At 57.4% G+C, this 18,078-nt stretch carries 19 protein-coding genes, 1 tRNA gene and 1 pseudogene; 8 read left to right on the forward strand and 13 right to left on the reverse strand.

Annotation, left to right across the window (positions count from 1 at the left end):
- The 5 genes from ACGHN1_RS00005 to ACGHN1_RS00025 form a co-directional block, all read left to right on the forward strand.
- Positions 1-216: hypothetical protein (locus ACGHN1_RS00005; RefSeq protein ID WP_390547212.1), on the forward strand; the 216-nt coding region annotated here is incomplete at its 5' end.
- A 232-nt stretch (positions 217-448) separates the two neighbouring features.
- Positions 449-1,504, forward strand: coding sequence for a DNA adenine methylase (locus ACGHN1_RS00010; RefSeq protein ID WP_390547215.1), 1,056 nt, complete (start codon positions 449-451; stop codon positions 1,502-1,504).
- On the forward strand, positions 1,501-2,217 hold the full coding sequence (locus tag ACGHN1_RS00015) for a hypothetical protein (RefSeq protein ID WP_390547216.1): 717 nt from the start codon (positions 1,501-1,503) through the stop codon (positions 2,215-2,217). Before ACGHN1_RS00010 ends, ACGHN1_RS00015 begins: the two co-directional genes overlap by 4 nt.
- Positions 2,195-3,187 carry a beta-ribofuranosylaminobenzene 5'-phosphate synthase family protein gene (locus tag ACGHN1_RS00020; protein WP_390547218.1) on the forward strand — a complete coding sequence of 331 codons (993 nt, stop codon included), beginning with the start codon at positions 2,195-2,197 and terminating at the stop codon, positions 3,185-3,187. The genes ACGHN1_RS00015 and ACGHN1_RS00020 overlap by 23 nt, the downstream gene beginning before the upstream one ends.
- The gene (locus tag ACGHN1_RS00025; RefSeq protein ID WP_390547220.1) at positions 3,184-4,788 is read left to right on the forward strand and encodes a non-canonical purine NTP pyrophosphatase; all 1,605 of its coding nucleotides are present in this window, start codon (positions 3,184-3,186) and stop codon (positions 4,786-4,788) included. Before ACGHN1_RS00020 ends, ACGHN1_RS00025 begins: the two co-directional genes overlap by 4 nt.
- Before the next feature lie 169 nt (positions 4,789-4,957).
- Here the strand turns inward: ACGHN1_RS00025 and ACGHN1_RS00030 are convergent, their stop codons facing one another.
- Together ACGHN1_RS00030 and ACGHN1_RS00035 are read right to left on the reverse strand one after the other, a co-directional pair.
- On the reverse strand, positions 4,958-5,851 hold the full coding sequence (locus ACGHN1_RS00030) for a 3'-5' exonuclease (protein WP_390547222.1): 894 nt from the start codon (positions 5,849-5,851) through the stop codon (positions 4,958-4,960).
- Positions 5,851-6,621 carry a hypothetical protein gene (locus ACGHN1_RS00035; protein WP_390547224.1) on the reverse strand — a complete coding sequence of 257 codons (771 nt, stop codon included), beginning with the start codon at positions 6,619-6,621 and terminating at the stop codon, positions 5,851-5,853. The genes ACGHN1_RS00030 and ACGHN1_RS00035 overlap by 1 nt, the downstream gene beginning before the upstream one ends.
- A 159-nt stretch (positions 6,622-6,780) precedes the next feature.
- On the opposite strand from ACGHN1_RS00035, the gene ACGHN1_RS00040 reads away from it, so the two are divergent.
- A complete protein-coding gene (locus tag ACGHN1_RS00040; RefSeq protein WP_390549693.1) occupies positions 6,781-7,047 on the forward strand; it encodes an ArsR/SmtB family transcription factor in 267 nt (88 codons plus the stop codon).
- Between the two features lie 677 nt (positions 7,048-7,724).
- On the opposite strand, the gene ACGHN1_RS00045 is transcribed toward ACGHN1_RS00040, so the two are convergent.
- The 4 genes and pseudogenes from ACGHN1_RS00045 to ACGHN1_RS00060 all read right to left on the reverse strand — a co-directional run.
- Complete coding sequence (locus ACGHN1_RS00045; RefSeq protein WP_390547226.1) at positions 7,725-7,946, reverse strand: hypothetical protein; 222 nt, start codon at positions 7,944-7,946, stop codon at positions 7,725-7,727.
- Positions 7,943-8,530 carry a hypothetical protein gene (locus ACGHN1_RS00050; RefSeq protein WP_390547228.1) on the reverse strand — a complete coding sequence of 196 codons (588 nt, stop codon included), beginning with the start codon at positions 8,528-8,530 and terminating at the stop codon, positions 7,943-7,945. Before ACGHN1_RS00050 ends, ACGHN1_RS00045 begins: the two co-directional genes overlap by 4 nt.
- A gap of 73 nt (positions 8,531-8,603) precedes the next feature.
- Entirely contained in the window at positions 8,604-8,894 is a 291-nt protein-coding gene (locus ACGHN1_RS00055) for a helix-turn-helix domain-containing protein (protein ID WP_390549695.1), read from the reverse strand.
- A pseudogene (locus ACGHN1_RS00060) lies at positions 8,868-9,266 on the reverse strand (recombinase family protein); the annotation flags it as partial. The gene ACGHN1_RS00055 and the pseudogene ACGHN1_RS00060, both read right to left, overlap by 27 nt.
- A 379-nt stretch (positions 9,267-9,645) precedes the next feature.
- On the opposite strand from ACGHN1_RS00060, the gene ACGHN1_RS00065 reads away from it, so the two are divergent.
- Both ACGHN1_RS00065 and ACGHN1_RS00070 read left to right on the forward strand, forming a co-directional pair.
- On the forward strand, positions 9,646-9,849 hold the full coding sequence (locus tag ACGHN1_RS00065; protein WP_390547229.1) for a hypothetical protein: 204 nt from the start codon (positions 9,646-9,648) through the stop codon (positions 9,847-9,849).
- 85 nt (positions 9,850-9,934) lie between these two features.
- A complete protein-coding gene (locus ACGHN1_RS00070; protein WP_390547230.1) occupies positions 9,935-10,105 on the forward strand; it encodes a hypothetical protein in 171 nt (56 codons plus the stop codon).
- A gap of 2,142 nt (positions 10,106-12,247) precedes the next feature.
- On the opposite strand, the gene ACGHN1_RS00075 is transcribed toward ACGHN1_RS00070, so the two are convergent.
- From ACGHN1_RS00075 to ACGHN1_RS00105, 7 genes are all read right to left on the reverse strand, one after another.
- Positions 12,248-12,997: a hypothetical protein gene (locus ACGHN1_RS00075; protein WP_390547232.1), complete on the reverse strand. Its 750-nt coding sequence runs from the start codon at positions 12,995-12,997 to the stop codon at positions 12,248-12,250.
- 77 nt (positions 12,998-13,074) lie between these two features.
- A complete protein-coding gene (locus ACGHN1_RS00080) occupies positions 13,075-13,779 on the reverse strand; it encodes a hypothetical protein (RefSeq protein ID WP_390547234.1) in 705 nt (234 codons plus the stop codon).
- Between the two features lie 119 nt (positions 13,780-13,898).
- Positions 13,899-13,972: transfer RNA gene (locus tag ACGHN1_RS00085), tRNA-Gly, on the reverse strand.
- Between the two features lie 62 nt (positions 13,973-14,034).
- Positions 14,035-14,679 (reverse strand): OmpA family protein, encoded by a 645-nt coding sequence (locus ACGHN1_RS00090; protein ID WP_390547236.1) that lies wholly within the window; start codon positions 14,677-14,679, stop codon positions 14,035-14,037.
- An 11-nt stretch (positions 14,680-14,690) separates the two neighbouring features.
- The gene (locus ACGHN1_RS00095) at positions 14,691-16,550 is read right to left on the reverse strand and encodes a cation:proton antiporter (RefSeq protein WP_390547238.1); all 1,860 of its coding nucleotides are present in this window, start codon (positions 16,548-16,550) and stop codon (positions 14,691-14,693) included.
- Between the two features lie 81 nt (positions 16,551-16,631).
- Positions 16,632-17,168, reverse strand: coding sequence for an adenine phosphoribosyltransferase (locus tag ACGHN1_RS00100; protein ID WP_390547239.1), 537 nt, complete (start codon positions 17,166-17,168; stop codon positions 16,632-16,634).
- Between the two features lie 64 nt (positions 17,169-17,232).
- The gene (locus ACGHN1_RS00105) at positions 17,233-18,078 is read right to left on the reverse strand and encodes a cytochrome c1 (RefSeq protein WP_390547241.1); all 846 of its coding nucleotides are present in this window, start codon (positions 18,076-18,078) and stop codon (positions 17,233-17,235) included.

The raw sequence follows: 18,078 nt of genomic DNA on the forward strand, positions 1-18,078 counted from the left end.
GTGTTTCCTGACATTATCGCTCATCAACCAGGGCATGATGAGCAAAATCTCATCGTCATCGAGGCGAAGAAATCGACCAATCCTCTTGGCCCGGACGGGGACTTGGCAAAACTTACCCAGTTGAAGCAACAGCTAGGCTATGAATATGCCGCTTTCATTCAGTTCTCCGTGGGACCGGAAGCTGCGCTGGAGAATGTCGAGCAATATTCGATCTAGATGCATGCATCGCAAGAAATGCCGATGCGTTTCCGACGCAAGTGGCCAGCTATGATAGATGCACGACCTCAAGTTCGAGTTCGACTTATGGTGAAACTCTTGGTCTAAGCAGCCAACCAACATTGCGTTATCGATAGCTAGAGTCTTGTCAGAAAATTCGTCTCGACCAATGGCAGTTTGTGGCCCGGCATCTCGCAAACCGGAGAAGCCGTTATTAATCTCGATCGAGCCCGTGAGCGACGCGCTCAAGCGCGTTCCTCGGACACGCTACTACGGCAGCAAGAGAAATCTGTTGCCTTGGATTTATCAGCACATCGCCCCCTTGAAGTTTGAAACGGCCCTCGACGTATTTGGAGGGACCGGATCCGTGTCCATGCTGCTGCGCATGATGGGTAAATCCGTTCGCTATCACGATGGCTTTAAATTCAACCACGACGTTGCCCACGCGCTGCTCTCAAGCGGAGAGCTTCCAAGTCGATACGAACTGCAAGACCTACTTGACGGAATTGTTCCGCGGGAAGGTTTCATCTCAGAAACCTTCGCGGGTATTTTCTACAGCGATGAAGAAAATCGATGGCTCGATGGATTTGCAGATGCAATCGGAGCCCGCAAACATTCGTACGAAATAGCGGTGTTGCGCTACCTGCTATATCAGGCGTGTCTCAAGAAGCGGCCCTTTAACCTCTTTCATAGAGCCAATTTCGCGCTGCGAACTAACTCCGACGTGAAGCGATCGTTCGGGAACGCAAAAACTTGGAAAACTGAGTTCTCGGTGCACATGATGGGTGCATTCGATGAACTTTCGCGTCTGAAATGCTCGTCGAGCTTGCGAGGTAATATCGAAATCTCTGCTGGGTTCGACGCTTCAAAGATCGACGATTACTTTGACCTTGTTTACATCGACCCCCCTTACATCAGTGAAAATTCATCCCGAAATCGCGATGGTTATTGGAAGAAGTATCATTTTCTGGAGGGCTTAGCGGACTATCAATGCTGGCACGATAGGATCGACAGTGTGTCGCCTATCCGTATGATCGCAGAACCAGCTTGGTCGAAGGAATGGTCGAGCAAAGAACTTTTCAGGGAAAAATTATTTGAACTGATTGACTTACACAGCCAATCTTTGGTTGTCCTGTCATATGTGGAGGACGCCTACCCCAGCTTCGATGAACTACGAGCTAAATTCTCAGCATCATTCGAGAATGTCTCTATTCATACGTTGGATCATCACCATGCTCTCAGCAAGACGCGCAAGCAGGAACTCCTTTTTGTTGGGCGGCCGAAGTGAGTAAATTCACTGAGATAAAGGATGAGGTCCCTCGCTGGGTGTGGTTCGTAGGACTGCTAACACTTGCGTTGTGTTTGCTAGGGTATCTGCTGTATGTTGTCGATAGCAGCAACGTCAAATTACTTGGTCTATTGGGAGGTGTTGCGAGCGGTATCATAGTTTATTTGGTCACGTTTCTCAGTGTCCTTGCCCCCCTACAGCGGGTAGACCATTTTGACCGCTTGGGTGTGATCGATCTTTTAGAGAACCGCCACGATAAAGAGTACTATCGCGAAATAGTAAAGAATTGTAGGGAAAGGGTCGATGTGATGGGTGCGAGTTGCACCCGATTTGTGGAGGATTTTTTAGATTTAGAAAGTGAAAACAAGGTCCTTGTTGAAGCTTTAGATAGGCACAAGAGGCTGGCTATCCGATTCCTAATACCTACCGATGAATTTATGTCGAAAAGCACTCAAAATAGAATTACGGACCTGATGCCAAAATTCAATGAGTTGAAGAAAAAGTATGCCGATCGGGTGCAGTTAGGTCGGTTTGAAGGCGAGGCAGCTCATAGTTTCGTTCTGGTCGATGAGCACCTTATTGCTGGCCCGATCTTTGCTCGCGAAAAGAGTAAGTACGCACCAGCTGTCCATGTCGCCGCTTCAACTCCATTTGCGCGCAAATATGCGGAGCACTTTCAGGATGTGTGGGATGCGGCCCCCATCAAAGTCTGAGGTTTCGATTGAGGTCGATGGAAGGCTGCACCTCGGCCTAATATCTATGCATGCGACTGCTCGGCGCATGAATGGAGGAATTGGTTTTGGCGTCGCTGGATTAGGAGCGACGGTGCGGGCCGAAGCTTCTGAACGATTGTCGCTTGCAGATAACCGACGAGGAGCCTTCTCAGGGGCGGAACTTGAACTTGTGCGGACGAAGCTGACCGAAGCTGCGAAGCTTCGCAACTGGACAGTGGCTGCCGCAATCCAGTTTTCCGGGGAGTTGCCGACTCACATTGGTTTAGGGTCAGGGACAGCGTTGCGACTAGCAGCGATCGAAGCTCTTTCGCTTATCAACAATGACGATCTATCTAGAGATGATCTGGTCAAATTGTCTGGGAGAGGCGGAACGTCAGGGATCGGTATTCAAACATACTTTGACGGCGGTCTTTTCATGGATTTAGGTGTTGCTCGTCATGACGCGAGATATCTGCCCTCATCGCGCGCCCTAGCTTCGCGAGTGCCAAGAACCTTACCGCGACTGATCATGCCGAATTGGAATATGGTGGCTTGCCTGCCAAAGAGTATCCCATTCAAATCTCAAGGTGAAGAGATCGCTTTCTTCGCTCAGACAACCCCTATTCCAGAGCCTGAAAGCCACCGGGCCGCCTACATCGCACTGTTTGATATCTATGCCAGCGCGCTCGATGCCGATTACAATCGCTTCTGCGAAGGAGTTGAGCGTATGCAGACCACGCATTGGAAATCAGCCGAGATTGGCCAGTATGGTGAGCCCTTATCGCAGCTTAGGGAGGATGTGAGGCAACTGGGAGCTGATTGCTCTGGTTTATCAAGTCTCGGCCCGGCAATCTTCGCCATGGGATCAAAAGATGCCTTGCGTAAAATTTGCGATCGACAAGCGGAGCTCGATTGTATCGTCGTGCCTCTATCGCCTTCAACTGGGGGCCGACGGGTAAAATACAATTGATCAGAAAGCTCACATTTTTTACCGGAAACCACGTCAAGCTAGCTCATGCTCGCTACATTGCCGAACAGTATCCAATTTCAATCGTGGGTTTTCGAGAGAGAACTTACCATGCTGGCTACCATGAGCCTCGCCTGACATCTCGCGATGAAATCTTTGAAGCGTCTTATGAGAGCGCGAAAGGTCAGTTTGCAAAGGCCAAGCTTTCACCTGAAAACAACCCATTCATACTGGAAGACACGTCAGTCAAAATTCATGCGCTAAGCACCGAGGCAACCGAGGTGCCTGGTGTGGACATTAAGTACTGGATGCGCGAAACAGGCTTTGCAGCTGTCGACGCTGAACTTAATTCAAGAGGACGGGGCCGCGCTGTCGAAGTCCGATCCGACATTCTGCTCCATGTGCCTGAGAACAAGAAACGCCTTTGGGGTGTGAACGAGCCATTTCTCACTTTCACCGGAACGCAGTCCGGTCACATCGTCAACTCCGAGCAAGACTTCGATACGAACTTGGTATTTCCATGGCTTGATAATCAAACATTCAACAAATGGTTTGTCCCGACAGGCTCTGATTGCCCTCTAGGAGCACTGCCGATCGATCAGGCGGACAAGTATGACTTTCGGCGAAAAGCGTTCGCCAAACTCTTCCAATTTCTTGCGTCAAAGGGAGAAATCGCCAAGTCCGCCGAGCAAATGTCTCTCCCACTAGAGACCCGTCCGCAGACCATACTGTTTTGTGGTCCCACGTGTGCAGGCAAGACGACTGCAAGCCAGTATCTGGCCCAACATCTAGGCTTCCTTCATCTCGAAGCCAGCGATTTCATGCATCTCAGTTACCATCTCAGGCATGGGTATGAGGCTGAGATTGAGATTGGTGATTTTGCAGAGAGTGCCCTGGCTCAAAAGCCGCTTATAGCTGCAGAAAAGGTGGTTGAGTTTATCCGTCAGTACGTCCGGAGCTCTATCGTTGTTTCGGGTTTTAGAGCACCCGACGAGGTGGTCCATCTGGAAGACGAGATGAAGGTTTTGGGAAGGGAACTTCAAACCATTTTCATCGAAGCAACGCCGGCAGAAAGGTTTGAGCGAATGAAAGCTCGAATGCGTCCGGGTGACATCGTCAGTTTCGAGAGATTTTGTAGGCGCGACCTGCAGCAGGAGCGGATGGGACTCTCAAAAATAGCACAGCTTTCTGGAGTAACTAAGCTTCCCAATCATCGCGCGATACCTGACTTTTATGATTCAGTTGGGGCTATTGCTGAGGATGGCAAATTGAAGAGTACACGTGAGGCGCAAAAAGTAGATGATCTGCGGGAAGTAGGTGCCCTTGGCCTTGAAGAGGCGATACTGCTGACGTTGCTGAAGAGATGGGATTTCACAGAAGATCGCACTTCCTTCACCACTACCGAGATCGCGAATCTTATCGCTGCTGATTTCCCCAAAATGCCTGCAAAGCACAAAGACAATGTCAGCCGCTTTTTCAATCAAGAATATTCACCGCTTTTTGAAGTGGATTCACAAGCTGCCGGGGGTGCGCGACGCTTTCGACTCTCGAACACAGGCTTCGGGATCGCCTCGCAATTGCTGCGTGAGCAGCTATCAAATTAGTTGACTATTCAACTTACGATGAATTTTGGCTGCAATCGATCGGCACCCCTCATTTCGGCTGCTTTTGGCAACTCAAAAAGGTGGGTAGGACGTCCGATATGGGGCGCATAGCTGACCTAATGAAACTGACCAAGGTCGTAGGTTCAGCGGATGGGAACGCTACTTCGTCTTATCTGCGGGAGAATCGAGTTTCCCACGCTATCTTTCTGATCTGCGGCTCGCCCTGACCTCGATAAACATGCTGCAATAGCCAATCGCGCTCTTGGCCAATGTTAATCTCGTCGACCTCAATGGACCACATTCGCAGGGTCGGGTTCCATCGATAGCCGCGCTCACGCAAATACGTTCGCTTGGAAAAAGGCGCCCCAATTGCTTCGATGACAGCCTTAGGGGTCTGCGCTCTTTCAAGTGCCATGCCGCAAACGGTTTTGCCTCCATCAATAGGTGCGTGGTCGAGTAAGTGGAGTAGCGCTGAAACATCTGTTTGTGCTCTATGCGCGTCGTAGAAGCATCCCATTCGTGCCAGCAGACCGGAGAGGGTTCGGTCTTGGTATCCGAGACCTTTCCAATCTACATCTGCCAAGGTGCAGATCCACGGCTGACCAGCCGTCAGGGGCAATCGAGCTTCGACGAATGGTCGATCGAAAGAAGCATTGTGCGCCACGACGAAATCGGCATCTCGGATCATCGAAGTCGCTTCGCCATCGCCGATCGTACGCCCGGCTACATCGGCATCGGTCAGTCCGGTGATCCGTTCGACTTCTACCGGAATGGGTATCGATGGTTGCTCAAACCAGCTCCGCGGCTGTCCCGTTTCGATAATGGATCCTGCATCGTCGATGCGAAACCGCTGGACTGCAAGCTCTATCACCTCGTGTTTATCGGGATCGAGACCTGTAGTCTCCACGTCGATGGCGATACCGACCCGTCCGATATCTCTGTTACGCGGGTCGGCTGGTCTCTCGATCTCGCGCATACGACGAAGGACGCGAAAGTCGTCGTGCAGGTCCAAGGACCGCGCGACGTCTTCCGCATCCACCGTCACCGAGATCATCTCCGACATTACGCTTTGAACCGCTGCTCAATGAGCATGTCGAGACCCTCCGCGAGCGGCGAACGTGGATCGCAGGCGGCGACAGCCAGCGTGTCTGCGAGAGCGTCGGAGATCATCGCGACGCCGAGCGGCGTCGAGTGATCGAAACCGACACGGAAATCCGCATTGACTGCGGCTTCCTTCCTGAACCGCCCGATCACGCGCTCGACGATGTCGTCCGGGCGGTCGGAGACCAAAGCCCAGAATGTGAAGACACGTACTCCGTCACGTTCCAGATCGAGCCAGCAGGTTCGCAACTGCGGATCCGGTTCTCCAGGGGCGTTGGCATCGACTTCGCGATCCGTTTCGTTGCCGCCATCGTGAACCACGGTCGCTGCGGTTTCTTCGTCATTTTCACTAAGTAGCGCGTCGAGGGTGGTCGGATCTGCATCGAGGCCGAGCTGCAACCCATGGAGAAGAAGATTTCGCCGAAAACCCTCCCGTTCCATGCATGCTTCTATGGCCGCCCGGCCGTTGAAGAGGGTTCGAGGAGTCATGAGCCACGCGGCAGGATCGAACTCCAAGCCCTCCCTCTCGAAGCGTGCGCCTGCATCCGACGCCGCGATTGCCAAACGCACCAGAGAGCGATCGGTGGTTTCGAAAACGGTATCCGAAGCGGCGTCCTCTCCCAAGGGATCCAGAGCGGACCACATGATCTCAGGGGAAAGGTCATCGGTCCCGACCGATGCGGCGATGCTGGTGCTGAAGGTCGAGGCGTGGTCGCAATTGATTACCGTCATGTGCAGCTCCTTTGGAACACAGGCGCTTTCGCCTGCGGAACAGAACATATACATGACAACCAATACGTCAAGATATTTTGACGCTTTTTTCTAAAATGCGTCCTTGTTTGCCCTTGAAACGTCAAATATGGCTGCCATATGGACGATGATAAGATCGCAATGTGCTTCGCAGCGTTGGGAAGCGACGTGCGGCTGGAAATCTTTCGGCAACTTGTCGATTCCTCTCCTACGGGCTTGGGCCCGACTGCCCTCTCCGAACTGATGGGGCTGCCTCGTAACCTAATCAGCTATCATCTGACGCCACTGCGAGCGTGTGGCTTGGTAGCGAACGAGAAGGACGGTCGTGACGTCCTCTATAGGGTTTCGCAGGATGCGTTCGCCGATTTCGCAATCGCCGTTCAAAGACTTATGATGCGAAGAGCCTGATCGGGAAATCGAGGTGAGGCGCCCTCTTCTTGAGGAGACACCGCTGTACGTTCCCGTTTATGGAAGCGAACATATTCATCGGGTACCGACAGCCCCGATAAGACCCTTGCTGACTAGCGATGGGTCTGCTCGAACTCGACTAGGTTCAACGTTTCGATTGCCTTCGCTATGCTCTCTCTGTGGAGGAGAGTCGTGCGCGGAGCCGCGGTCCTTCCTCCAAGGGCGTGCGAGCATTGTTCTCCGTCCGCGCGGCTTGACCCACGTAGATCGGCGGGACGCTGCCACGAAGTGGCGCATAGGCGGGGAAGGGAGCCAATATAGTAGACGGCGTAGATATCCGATCCGTAAGAGCCGGGGATCTCCGCCAGCGAGTGGCGCTGTTGTGCCACCGGGACCAGTGACGCGAAACGGCTGACGACCTTGGGATTGCACGGATCGAACATGGCGGAAGGTTGCCGGATAGGATCGAAAGAATTGAGGAAGGAACCCGCTCCTCGATGACGCTGCAGACTTTCTTATCGAGCGCACGAGGGCTTGGTGCGGAATGTTGCGCGGCTTCTGCTTGTCCTGTAATCTTGTTAAGCATCGCGCGAAGTTCGGCGACCGGAAGCTTAACGGATTGCCTCGTCGGTTTGCGGCAGTCAAATGCCCCGCCACGTTCTTTGCAATAACCTCCGCTAGTCGAACCGGCACTGCGTCGGCGAGCTGTTCACGGAAATGACATGTCGACGGCTGCGGAACACGAGGTTCGGGCTTTCGCGAAGGTGGCGATCATGCAGGCAATAGCGATAGCCCATGCCAAGCACCATGCGCCGCACGATCATCTCGGGTTTTGTGTCGCTGGCGCGAACCCGGCTCATACGTTCGGATCGGCCGGCGATGGTGAGGGTATCGGTCACAATGGGGAGGCCCGCCCGGCTGAAAACTCCATCAATACCGGCAAGCGATAGGCGCGGCGCAGCGCGTCGCACTGCGCCAGCGCTTCGGAGTCCGGCTGCCCATTCTCGCTGAACACGCTCAGCCGGACCGCCCATCCGTTCTCAGGCGACCCTCCTTCGCTGACCATGTCGACAAGCTTCTGCGCGATGGGGCGGCCTATATCGCGTCTGCGCATGAACTCGGCATCGGTGACTGGCACGCCGTAAACGACTTTAACCGACACTCCCTTAGCACGATCACGCAAGGGGGGCGGATTGATCCTGCCTTCGCCGGTTACGGCGATCTCATAGATTAGGGGCGGGGGAGTTGATGGCGGCGGCTCGCCTCTCACCGGCTGCCGATCATAGGTCACAATGGCGTAGGCGAGCCTGTCGCCCAGATTTTCGCGCGCCCATTGGCCAAGCCAATAACTGTCCGATCTAACTTCCCGGAGTCTGGTCCCGACTTGGGGGTCTTCCACCCAGGAGGGGCGAGGAACCTGTCGCATGAGGCAAGGGCGATCGGGGTCTTCGGCGTAAGCCGTCCTGTCGAGCATCCACTGCATTCCGGGTTCGTAAGGCTCGGATGTCGGCGTGTTCTCTTGCGGAGAATCTGGAGCGTAGACCGTCCATCCGCTTTTATCGGTACCGGAAACCGGTTCGCTCGATGAGCAAGCCGTTAGCACTATGCTCGCCAAAACAACGGCTCCACGACTGAAGACCGATCTCATACCTATGCTCCTTCGCGCGATGCTCGCGATGCACCCGCTGCACGGTCGATCGCGACACTCGGAACAGCGAGGCGAGCTGGGCGCGGTAGCATTGCCCGTTCTCGACGCGCTCGATGATTTCGGACCGCTGTAGGGGTGTCAGCGCGCGCTTGTGGCCGATATGCTTACCCGCCTTCCGAGCGTGCGCCAATCCATTCATGGTCCGCTCGCGGATCATCGCGCGCTCGAACTCGGCGAACGCGCCAGGGGTCTGCGTCATCAACTGCCCTGCTGGCGTGGCCGTATTGACCGCCTCGGTCAGCGACCGGAACCCGGCCTCGGCCGCCGCGATCGCCTTCAATGTGAACAAGAGGTCGCTGAGCGAGCGGGGAAGCTAATCCAGCTTCCACACGGCCAGCACATCGCCGGGCTTCAACGCCCTGATCGCTAGCGCCAGCTCGGGACGGTCAGTTTTCGCGCCTGATGCCTCTTCCTGATAGATGATCGAACAGCCCGCGTCGGTCAGCGCGCAGAGCTGGGGTTCCAGGTCCTCGGAGTCCCCTCGGAACACGCGGGCGTAGCCGATTTGCACCCGATTTCTTTGGCACGGGGTTGTGACACCCGCAACGGCGCGGAAAAACGTGGTAGCGGATTAGGTGTCAGAACCGTTCGTTAGCCAAACAGTTGCAGGAAAAACGCCTACCTGCCGGATATCAGCAGTGCAATGAACTTGCCGGAATGGCGCTTTTCTGGCGAAAACGCGGAACGGCCATTCCAGACAAAGATTTACAGTTACGCTGCTCGCCGAGCCGCTTGAGGCTCCGGCGATCAACGCGGACCGCGCGGAAGCCATCCCGCTGATCCGACAGCTGGTGACGATCGGTACCTGTGCGCAGAGCGGGGAAGCTTGGAACAGTGTGAACCGGTTCTACGTTATGCCGATCACGCATCATCGGTGGATCAAGACCCCGATGTTTGACATGAAGTATCACGACAAGGCGACCTGTCTCAACACGACGCGCATCTCGTATTGGTCGAAGCCGGCGGCCAACGCGGTGAAATTCCCAGCGTCCTACGTCTCGGCGAATTCAAGCGAGGCGGCGGTGCTCTGGTTCGAATTGCAGAAGGCGACCAATGGCAGCTGGATGATCCGCAAGATCAGCGCGATGCCCTGAACTTACCCATCGGAAAGCCAGCAGAATGCCCTCGTTCAAGACATACTTGCTGGCGACCGTTTTGGTGCTGTCACGCGCGAGAGTCATGACGCAGACCGCGGAGCGGGTCGTTCCACTTGCGACGGATCCAATTCCGCAGTTCCTCACCTCGCTTAGCGACGACGGGTTCGTCGACGCGCGGCCCGATGCGATTCCCAAACTGACTGAGGCAGCGGTCGTCGCTTTTTTCGCCGAGCGTCGCACGCGCATCCTCTAGGACGGTCCGTTGGCCCATCAGTTGATGACCGCACTTAGCGGGCCCCCGTTCGACCGGATCGATCTCGGCTATGGATATTCCGCAGCGTGGCATGCAGCATGGGAATTACGGAGCGCGTGGTGCCGTCGTTATGAATAGGATCGGACGTGTCGTCGCGGCCGAGCTAATCGGTTACCGATGTGAGGAGAAGGTGCATTCGGATGTGATGGTTGCCGGCGGCGAATGCGCTCATCGATGGCGATCTGCGACGAGACGTAGCCGAGCCAGTCTTCGTCGAAAAGGCGGCAATAAGCTATGATAAGGCCGATGCGACCAACCAGGAGAACTCCTCGGACCTGCCGCCGGTCGAACTATCCTCTGCGAAATCGAGATGTGTGTCTTTCGCACACGCAATGGCCCTCCGCCACCTCCATGCGAATGTTTTTCCCTAATATCGGATGTTCGAAGCCTACGCTTATTTACCGATGAGGAAGCGCACTTTGACGCGCAGGGGTTCGCGAAGCACCCTGGTCCACGGAATGTTTTGAACGCATTTATATGATGAAGTGGACTCCACCACGTTGAATGACGTCCCTCCCATCAGGGTGCGTTATTGCGGCTGTAATGGCGAGCACGCTCGCGATCGTCTTCTGGGTCTTCCCTTGTTTTGTATCTTGGAATGTCTCGTCATCAGGGTCGATCCTTCTCAGGAAAATCGAAACTTCGCCTTAACCTGTTCATCGTAACCGTTAATATTTAAACGGATGGGACATCGAAGATGAATTCTCCTTCAAAGCGTCAAAAGATCGCGCTCACTATCATGCTCTCTATATACACCGCGATCGGGTTAATAATGTCCTTGCTTTCTGGTATTTATGGTGGTCCGCAAGATGTGATACTAACCATCACCATATTTACAAGTGTTCTAGTCCCTGTAAGTGCGCTAATCACGATCCTTTTTTCGCCATCAAGCTTGCTTCGGACATATGCTGACGCGGAAGCGAATGGATTAGAAGAATGCAACTGCCAGAAACGCCGTCACGTCGGTTCTGAAGGACCAGGCTTCACTGCGGACCGCTCGATTTTCATTATCGGTCAGCCGACGTGGGAGCAATCCATTAGGATTGACGGGGACGGCGTACAGATAGGGGATACGACCCGGTAAGAATTCTCGAAGACCAATTTGTCCAAACCAGTGGGTTAGGGACTTCTAGCCGTTAGCGAACAGGATCGCCAACGCAGCCGACAGTCCAATTGCGCTACTGAAGCACAGTGCCGCTGCGATGCGGTTGGTCTTTCGATCACCCCACGCGATTATGGAAGCCCCAGCTATGCCTAGAATTAGGCCGCCAAGTGCCAAAGGCAGGACCAGAATTAAAGTATCGTGTGTGGGAACTGACGTTGTCGTAGGCGATACGTCCATGGAGTTTCGCGAATACACCTCTTCCGTAGAATTTGTCATAGCCCCGCCATCGGCGGATTGGGCTCGAAGATGAGATCCTACGTTCAGTATTACGAAAAATGCGATGGTCAGTGCTAGGCATAGAGCGTTATTTTTCACCTTATTTTCATCCTAAGCTATTGTAATACAACGGACAATTTACACTTGATTTTTATAGTTTATCGATCTTTGGTAATGAAAAGCCTGATTTTTTCTAACCACCTTCGGACGAACTCATAGATATCGATTGTTTCTTGGGCGGGGTCGCGGAAGTGCACTCTGCCAGCAATGACTGCTCATCGAAATTGCGTCATGATTTCAGCGTCGCGCCTTTAAACGACGGCGGCAGCGACTTAGTTTGCTACTGAACTCGTATGGGAACGGTGAAATTCGCGGTTTGAGAAAGCGCTGGACACCTTATCTCACAATGTCGGCGATCACGCGCTCGGTCGACGCGAAGGCATGCGGCATGACCTAGGACAACCGCCCGAGCGACGCATATCCCCTCTCATGCGGTCTGCGGGAGGCATCAAAGAAGTTCCTTAATCGGACTGGCGGTTTCCAAAAGCCGGAATAGGTCCACCTGCGGTATAAGCTAGTAGTCGGTCATGGGCTGCAGATAGTGTCTCGTGCCACTCGATCCAAAGTCTCACGAACGAGAACCTCTCGGCGTTCGATGCCTTGGATCGAAGCCGAGAGTATCCGGTTTGTTCCTCGTCTCCTCAGCTTGCGGGCAACGCCTGTCGGTTGGCTGCATTTCCTTCCGCTTCCGCGTCCCGACAGAGTTCGCCAGCCAAGCACGTAAGGAGTTCGTGGGTCAGTTCACGGGATGAATTTGTCTTGATGAGTTCGGACCACGCCTGCCATTTGTCGAAACGGGTGCAGATCCAGTCGTAGACTTGGTCACGGTGTTCGACCGAATCGAACCGAAGCGCCCAGACGGTCTGCAGCACGGGCATCGGATCATCCATGCGTACGGCGAGCACGACTGCTGGTTTACCTGCCTCCTTGCGGCGCAGAAAGGCCGCGTCCCATTGGGAAACCGCTCCCTCGATTTCAGCGAAGCGTTCCTCGCGATCCGAGGACCGGCCAAAGCCCGCGAGTTCCTTGGCGGTAGCGAGGTTGGGACGATTGGCCTTCACCGAGTCCGGGCGGGTTGCGATCAGCATGAGGAGAACGGAATGTCCCTCTGCGGTCAGCGAGAACCGGACATCGGTTTCACTTTCCGAAACGATCAGTCCGCAGGCATGAAGCCACATGAGGAACATCTGTGATGCGATCCGATTGCCTTCGAAAAGATCATTCGCGAGCTCTGCTTCCCGGTAGACCCTACGCAGGGTGGCTGCGAGGATGGCGTGAAGCACCTCGAGGATCTGTTGTGGCGGCTCGCCCTTATAGGATGGCATCCCCATGCGCCCGGTCCAGAAGGCAGCCCGAATGCTGAGATACTCCGAACCGGTGAAGTCGTCCACGTACCGGGGCTCCCGGCCGCCCGTCTCGAGCCTCAGCCAATAGCCCCACGGCAGGTCGGGGTCGATCGCCCGCGGCATTAGCCTTCGCTCCTGCTGGTGCCGAATGCCCGACGCGGCCCCCCGGGATCGACTTCGCGCGGATCGCGCCCATCTTCGATCGCCCTGAGCTGCGCGGCCAGTCTCGTGCATTCCCGGCGCACGAAGTCCTCGTTCTTGTAATTCACGAAATTCACGCCGGGCATGAAGTCCTGACGCTGGATGGGCTTGTCGAGGGGAATGACATCGCCTTCCCCATTGCAGCTGAAGCCGAACCACCAGGCCTGCTCATGAAGAACGAGACTGCGACCGGACTGCGGACCGTCACGGCGCCGGCCTTGAGCAAGGCCCATATGCGTTACGTGGCAGACCGAAAGGGCCTCCGGCTGATTGATCTGGCAGATGGCCGAATAGGTCAGCCCCTCATGGACGGCGATGCCATAGCCGAGGAGTGATGCCTCATGCCTTCCGAAAAGGGGATGCGAAGGATCGATGCCTACGAAGCCCTCGAGAAAGCCTTTAGAAGCCTGCCTCCTGCAGATGCACTGGTATCCAGTGGCAGGATCTACCCAGGCGATCTTGTCGACCTCGTTCTTCCAAGGGCCGTCCGTCCTCGGATGGATGTCCGGCACTCTGTAGACCGCGTGGACCTGGACGGGGACGGATCCACCGTTCATCAGATAAGGGAAGGACTGCTCGCTGGATTTTTCGAGCGTCTGCGGGGCTGAAGTCTTCTTAGTCGGCATGTAGAGCTCCTTCGAATTGAGAGCCCCAATTTAGTGTCAATGAAATCAGAAGATTAGTGGCTTCGCGGCGCAACCTTATTGCACCCGCGGCGCAGTTTCGTTGACTGAGGACAAGCGGCTGGAGCGGGTAAGGGGAATCGAACCCCTCTAGCCAGCTTGGAAGGCTGGAGCATTACCACTATGCTATACCCGCACGCGCCCGGGATAGTCGGTCGCTTGAAGCCTGCCGCCATTGCCACCGTTGGCCGCGCAGCGTCAACTGTCTTGCCGCGTCGTTCCGTTCTGCTGAGTGGCGGCTTCCGCCTCGTCCTCCTCGCCCGCACTCTCGTCGAATTCCTCGGCCATGCTCGGCTCGCGCGGTTCCTCGACGCCGACGTGAATGTCCACGCGGCGGTTGAGCGCGCGGCCGGCCTCGTTCGGCGTGCCGTCGGGCATGGCATTCGGCTCGATCGGGTTCTGTTCCCCGAAGACGATCAATTGGATTCGCTCCTCCGCGACTCCGTTTCCGAGCAGCCAGTCACGGACCAGTTCGCCGCGTTCGCGGCTGACGCGCATGTTCACCTCGTCGCTACCGCCCGAATCCGAATGCGCGCGCAGGATCACCGGACCGCCGGCAGCCATCTGCGGCGATTTGAGCAGGGTCTCGAGATCGGCGACCGCGGTCTCGCTCAATTCGCTCTCCCCGTCGGCGAAGGGAATGCGCATGTCGAGCGGCGAGAGAGGAATGACTTCGTTCACCGGTTCTTCGAAACCCTCGCGGATGATCGAGGTCGGCGGCTCGTCGGGTTCCACCTTCGGCTCCGGGGGCTGCTCGCCACGGTCGCAAGCGGCAAGGCCGATGGTCAGGGTGGTCGCCGCCAGCGCGGTCAGGACTGCTCGGTTTCGCGAATTCGCTCTCATCCTCTCGTTCCTCATGCCGGTTGCGGCTCCGGCCCCGATTTCTTGGCCGCACGCTTCGCCGCCTTGTCTCCCGCCGTGCGGGTCTGCGGCGGGGAGAAGCTGATGATCGTGTCGCCGGCGCGCGGCTCGGGCCGGGCGGCGTGGGTGAAGAAGCGCATCTGGCCGCCCTGCCGCAGGATCAGCAGCGTATGGGCCGAATCGGGTAGCTTTTCCTGCATCGCCTCGAAATTGAATTCTTCGGAGAGCTTGGTCTTGCGGAAGACCCAGCCCTGGGCCTGACGATCCGCAACTTCGGTCACGCCCCAGCCCGATTCGAACAGCGCCCGTCCGCGGAGCGCCTCGGGCAAAGCGTGGCGGTCCTCCTCGTGGCCCGCCTCGCCGAGCTGGTAGACCGAATCGCGGCCGATCTCGTGCGCGAATTCGTTGCACACCAGCGTATTGTAAGCCTCGTTCTCGGTCGCGGCGACGAGGACCTGATAGGGCCCCAGGTCGAGATTGTGTTCGGTCGCCTCGTTGAGGATTTCGCCGTGATAGAAGGGGATGCCCTTCTGCCTCGCCGCGGCCAGCCGCTGCCAGCTCGAATCGACCAGCAGCACCGGGGTCTTGAGATCGTGCATCTGCTCGGCCAGCGAAATCGTCCAGGGATTGCTGCCGACGATCAGCAGCCCGGGCTGGGTGCTGCCCTTCACCTTGAGCAGCCGGGCAACGATGTCGATCGTGAAGCCGTGGGCAACGATGGTGGCCACCACCACCGCGAAACTCAGCCCGATGAGCACGTTGCCGTCGTCGAAACCCAGTTCGGAGAGCCGCAGCGCGAAGAGGCCGGAAATCGCCACCAGGACGATGCCGCGCGGTGCGATCCAGGCGAGGAACAGCCGCTCGTTCCATGGCACGCTGCTGCCGAGCAGGCTGATGAGGATCGTGAGAGGCCTCACCAGGAAAAGCAGCGCCAGCAGGAACAGGCCGAAGCGCCAGTTGAGATAGGCGAGGTCCGACCATTTGAGCGAGGCCGAAAGCACGATGAAGATGCCCGCGACCAGCAGGATGGCGATGTTCTCCTTGAACGGATGGATCGATCGCAGGCTCGACACATTCATGTTCGCCAGCGCGACGCCCATCACCGTGACCGCCAGCAACCCGGCCTCGTGCTCGATCATGTTGGACAGCACGAAGACCCCTATCACCGTGGTCAGCAGCACCGGGACCTTGAGATATTCGGGCACCGCGCCGCGCGGGAAGGCCCAGGCGATCGCCAGCGCGGCAAGGAAGCCCAGCAGCCCGGCGAGCGCGACCGCGAACAGCATCGGCACTAGGACCTCGGTCACCGTCGCCCCCGGGCTTTCGGCAACCTTGCGGAAATATTCGTAGGCGAGCACGGCGCACAGCGCGCCGGTCGGATCGTTGACGATCGCTTCCCATTTGAGGATCGAGGCTGGCCTCTGCTTGACCGAGGACTGGCGCAGCAGCGGGATCACCACCGTCGGGCCGGTGACCACCAGAATGCCGCCGAACAGCACAGCCACGGGCAGGACCAGGCCGGCGATCTCGTGCGCGGCGAGCGCCCCGAAGAACCAGCCGAGCAAAACGCCGATCGTCGCCAGCCGCCAGACCGCATCGCCGGAATGCCGCAACTCGCGGAAATCGAGGCTCAGCCCGCCTTCGAACAGGATCAGCGCGACGCCGATCGCAACCATGGGTTCGAGCAGGTCGCCGAAGGCGTGTTCGGGGTCGATCAGTCCGAAGACCGGCCCGGCGAGGAAGCCGGCAGCGAGCATCAGGACGATGGCGGGCCAGCCGGTGCGCCAGGCGATCCATTGCGAACCGATGCCCAGTATGCCGACGAAGGCGATGACGATTGCTTGTTCTTCCATGGCCCCCTGCGGCGAACCGGCTTCGCGTGTCGACCCCGCGTATTCTCTAGCTACAATGCAGGGCTAGAGCGTTCTTTCCCGTCACGCACCCTCGAATTCCATCAGGGCGTGCACCGCGACCCCGCGGTCGCGCAGCGCGGCTGCCCCGCCGAGTTCGGGAAGATCGATGACGAAGACGGCGTGGTCGACCACCGCGCCGGCCCGGCGCAGCAGCTCGGCGGCGGCGCAAGCTGTGCCGCCGGTGGCGATCAGGTCGTCGACCAGGACCACGCGCTGTCCTTCGGTCACCGCATTCGGGTCCATCTCCAGGCGGTCGCTGCCGTATTCGAGCGTGTAGTCGATACCGATGGTCTCGACCGGAAGCTTGCCCGGCTTGCGGACCGGGACGAAGCCGACGCCCAATTCGATCGCGACCGCGGCACCGAAGATGAAGCCGCGCGCCTCCATGCCCGCGATCGCCTCCGCCCCGGCCTCCCGGGCGGGGTTCGCCAGATGGTCGACGCTCGCCGCGAGGCCCTCGCCATGTGCAATCAGCGTGGTGATGTCGCGGAACTGGACCCCGCGTACGGGAAAATCCGGAACCGTGCGGACCAGCGCCTTGAGTTCGTCGGCAGTCACGGCCGCACCCGCTGCGCCGCCGTGGCGGCCGTACGATGCGGCAACGACGCGGCGGCGATGCCGCTCAGTCCTTCCGGCGCTTCGGCTTGGCCGCGGCCCAGATCTGCTGCTTCGAGAAATAGGCTAGCACGGTGGCGAAGAGGACGAAGATCAGAACCGCCCAACCGGTCTGCTTGCGCTTCACCAGCGTCGGTTCGGCCGTCCAGGTGAGGAAGGCCGCCACGTCACGCGACATGTTGAAGATGCTCGATTCGGTCCCGTCGTCGAAAGTCACCTGGCCCGCTCCGGTCAGCGGCGGCGCCATGGCGAGATTGAGATTGGGGAAATAGGGGTTGTGATAGAGCCCCGGCCCCGGTGCCGCTTCGGGATGCTCCGCGAGCAGCTCCGCCGAAGGCTCCTGATATCCGGTGAGCAGCGAAGCGACGTAATTGGTCCCGTCGGCCCGCGCCTTGGTGATCAGCGAGAGATCGGGCGGAATGGCATTGTTGTTCGCCGCCGCGGCCGCCACGGCATTGGGATAGGGCGAGGGGAAATAGTCGGTCGGTTCGCCCGGACGCGTGGTCGCCTCGCCCGTGTTGGGATCGATTCCCGGCACCTGCCAGGTCGCGGCCTCGGCCTTCACCTGCGCTTCGGAATAGCCGAGTTCGGCAAGGTTGCGGATCGCGACGAACTTGAGGCTGTGGCAGGCCGAGCAGACTTCCTTGTAGACCTTGTAGCCGCGCTGGAGCTGGCCGTAGTCCCAGGTGCCGAGCGGCCCGTCGAAGGAATAGGCGAAGTTCCGCGGCTCCTCGTAGGGCAAATGGCCCTCGGCCTCTTCGGTCGCCCAGGCGATGACGCCCGGCACGAAGGACCAGAAAAACACGGTCAGGGCGAGGCCGCCACCGATCAGCACGGAGAGGATACGGATCAT

The organism is Qipengyuania sp. MTN3-11, from assembly GCF_042851825.1.
In the GTDB taxonomy this organism is placed as follows: domain Bacteria; phylum Pseudomonadota; class Alphaproteobacteria; order Sphingomonadales; family Sphingomonadaceae; genus Qipengyuania.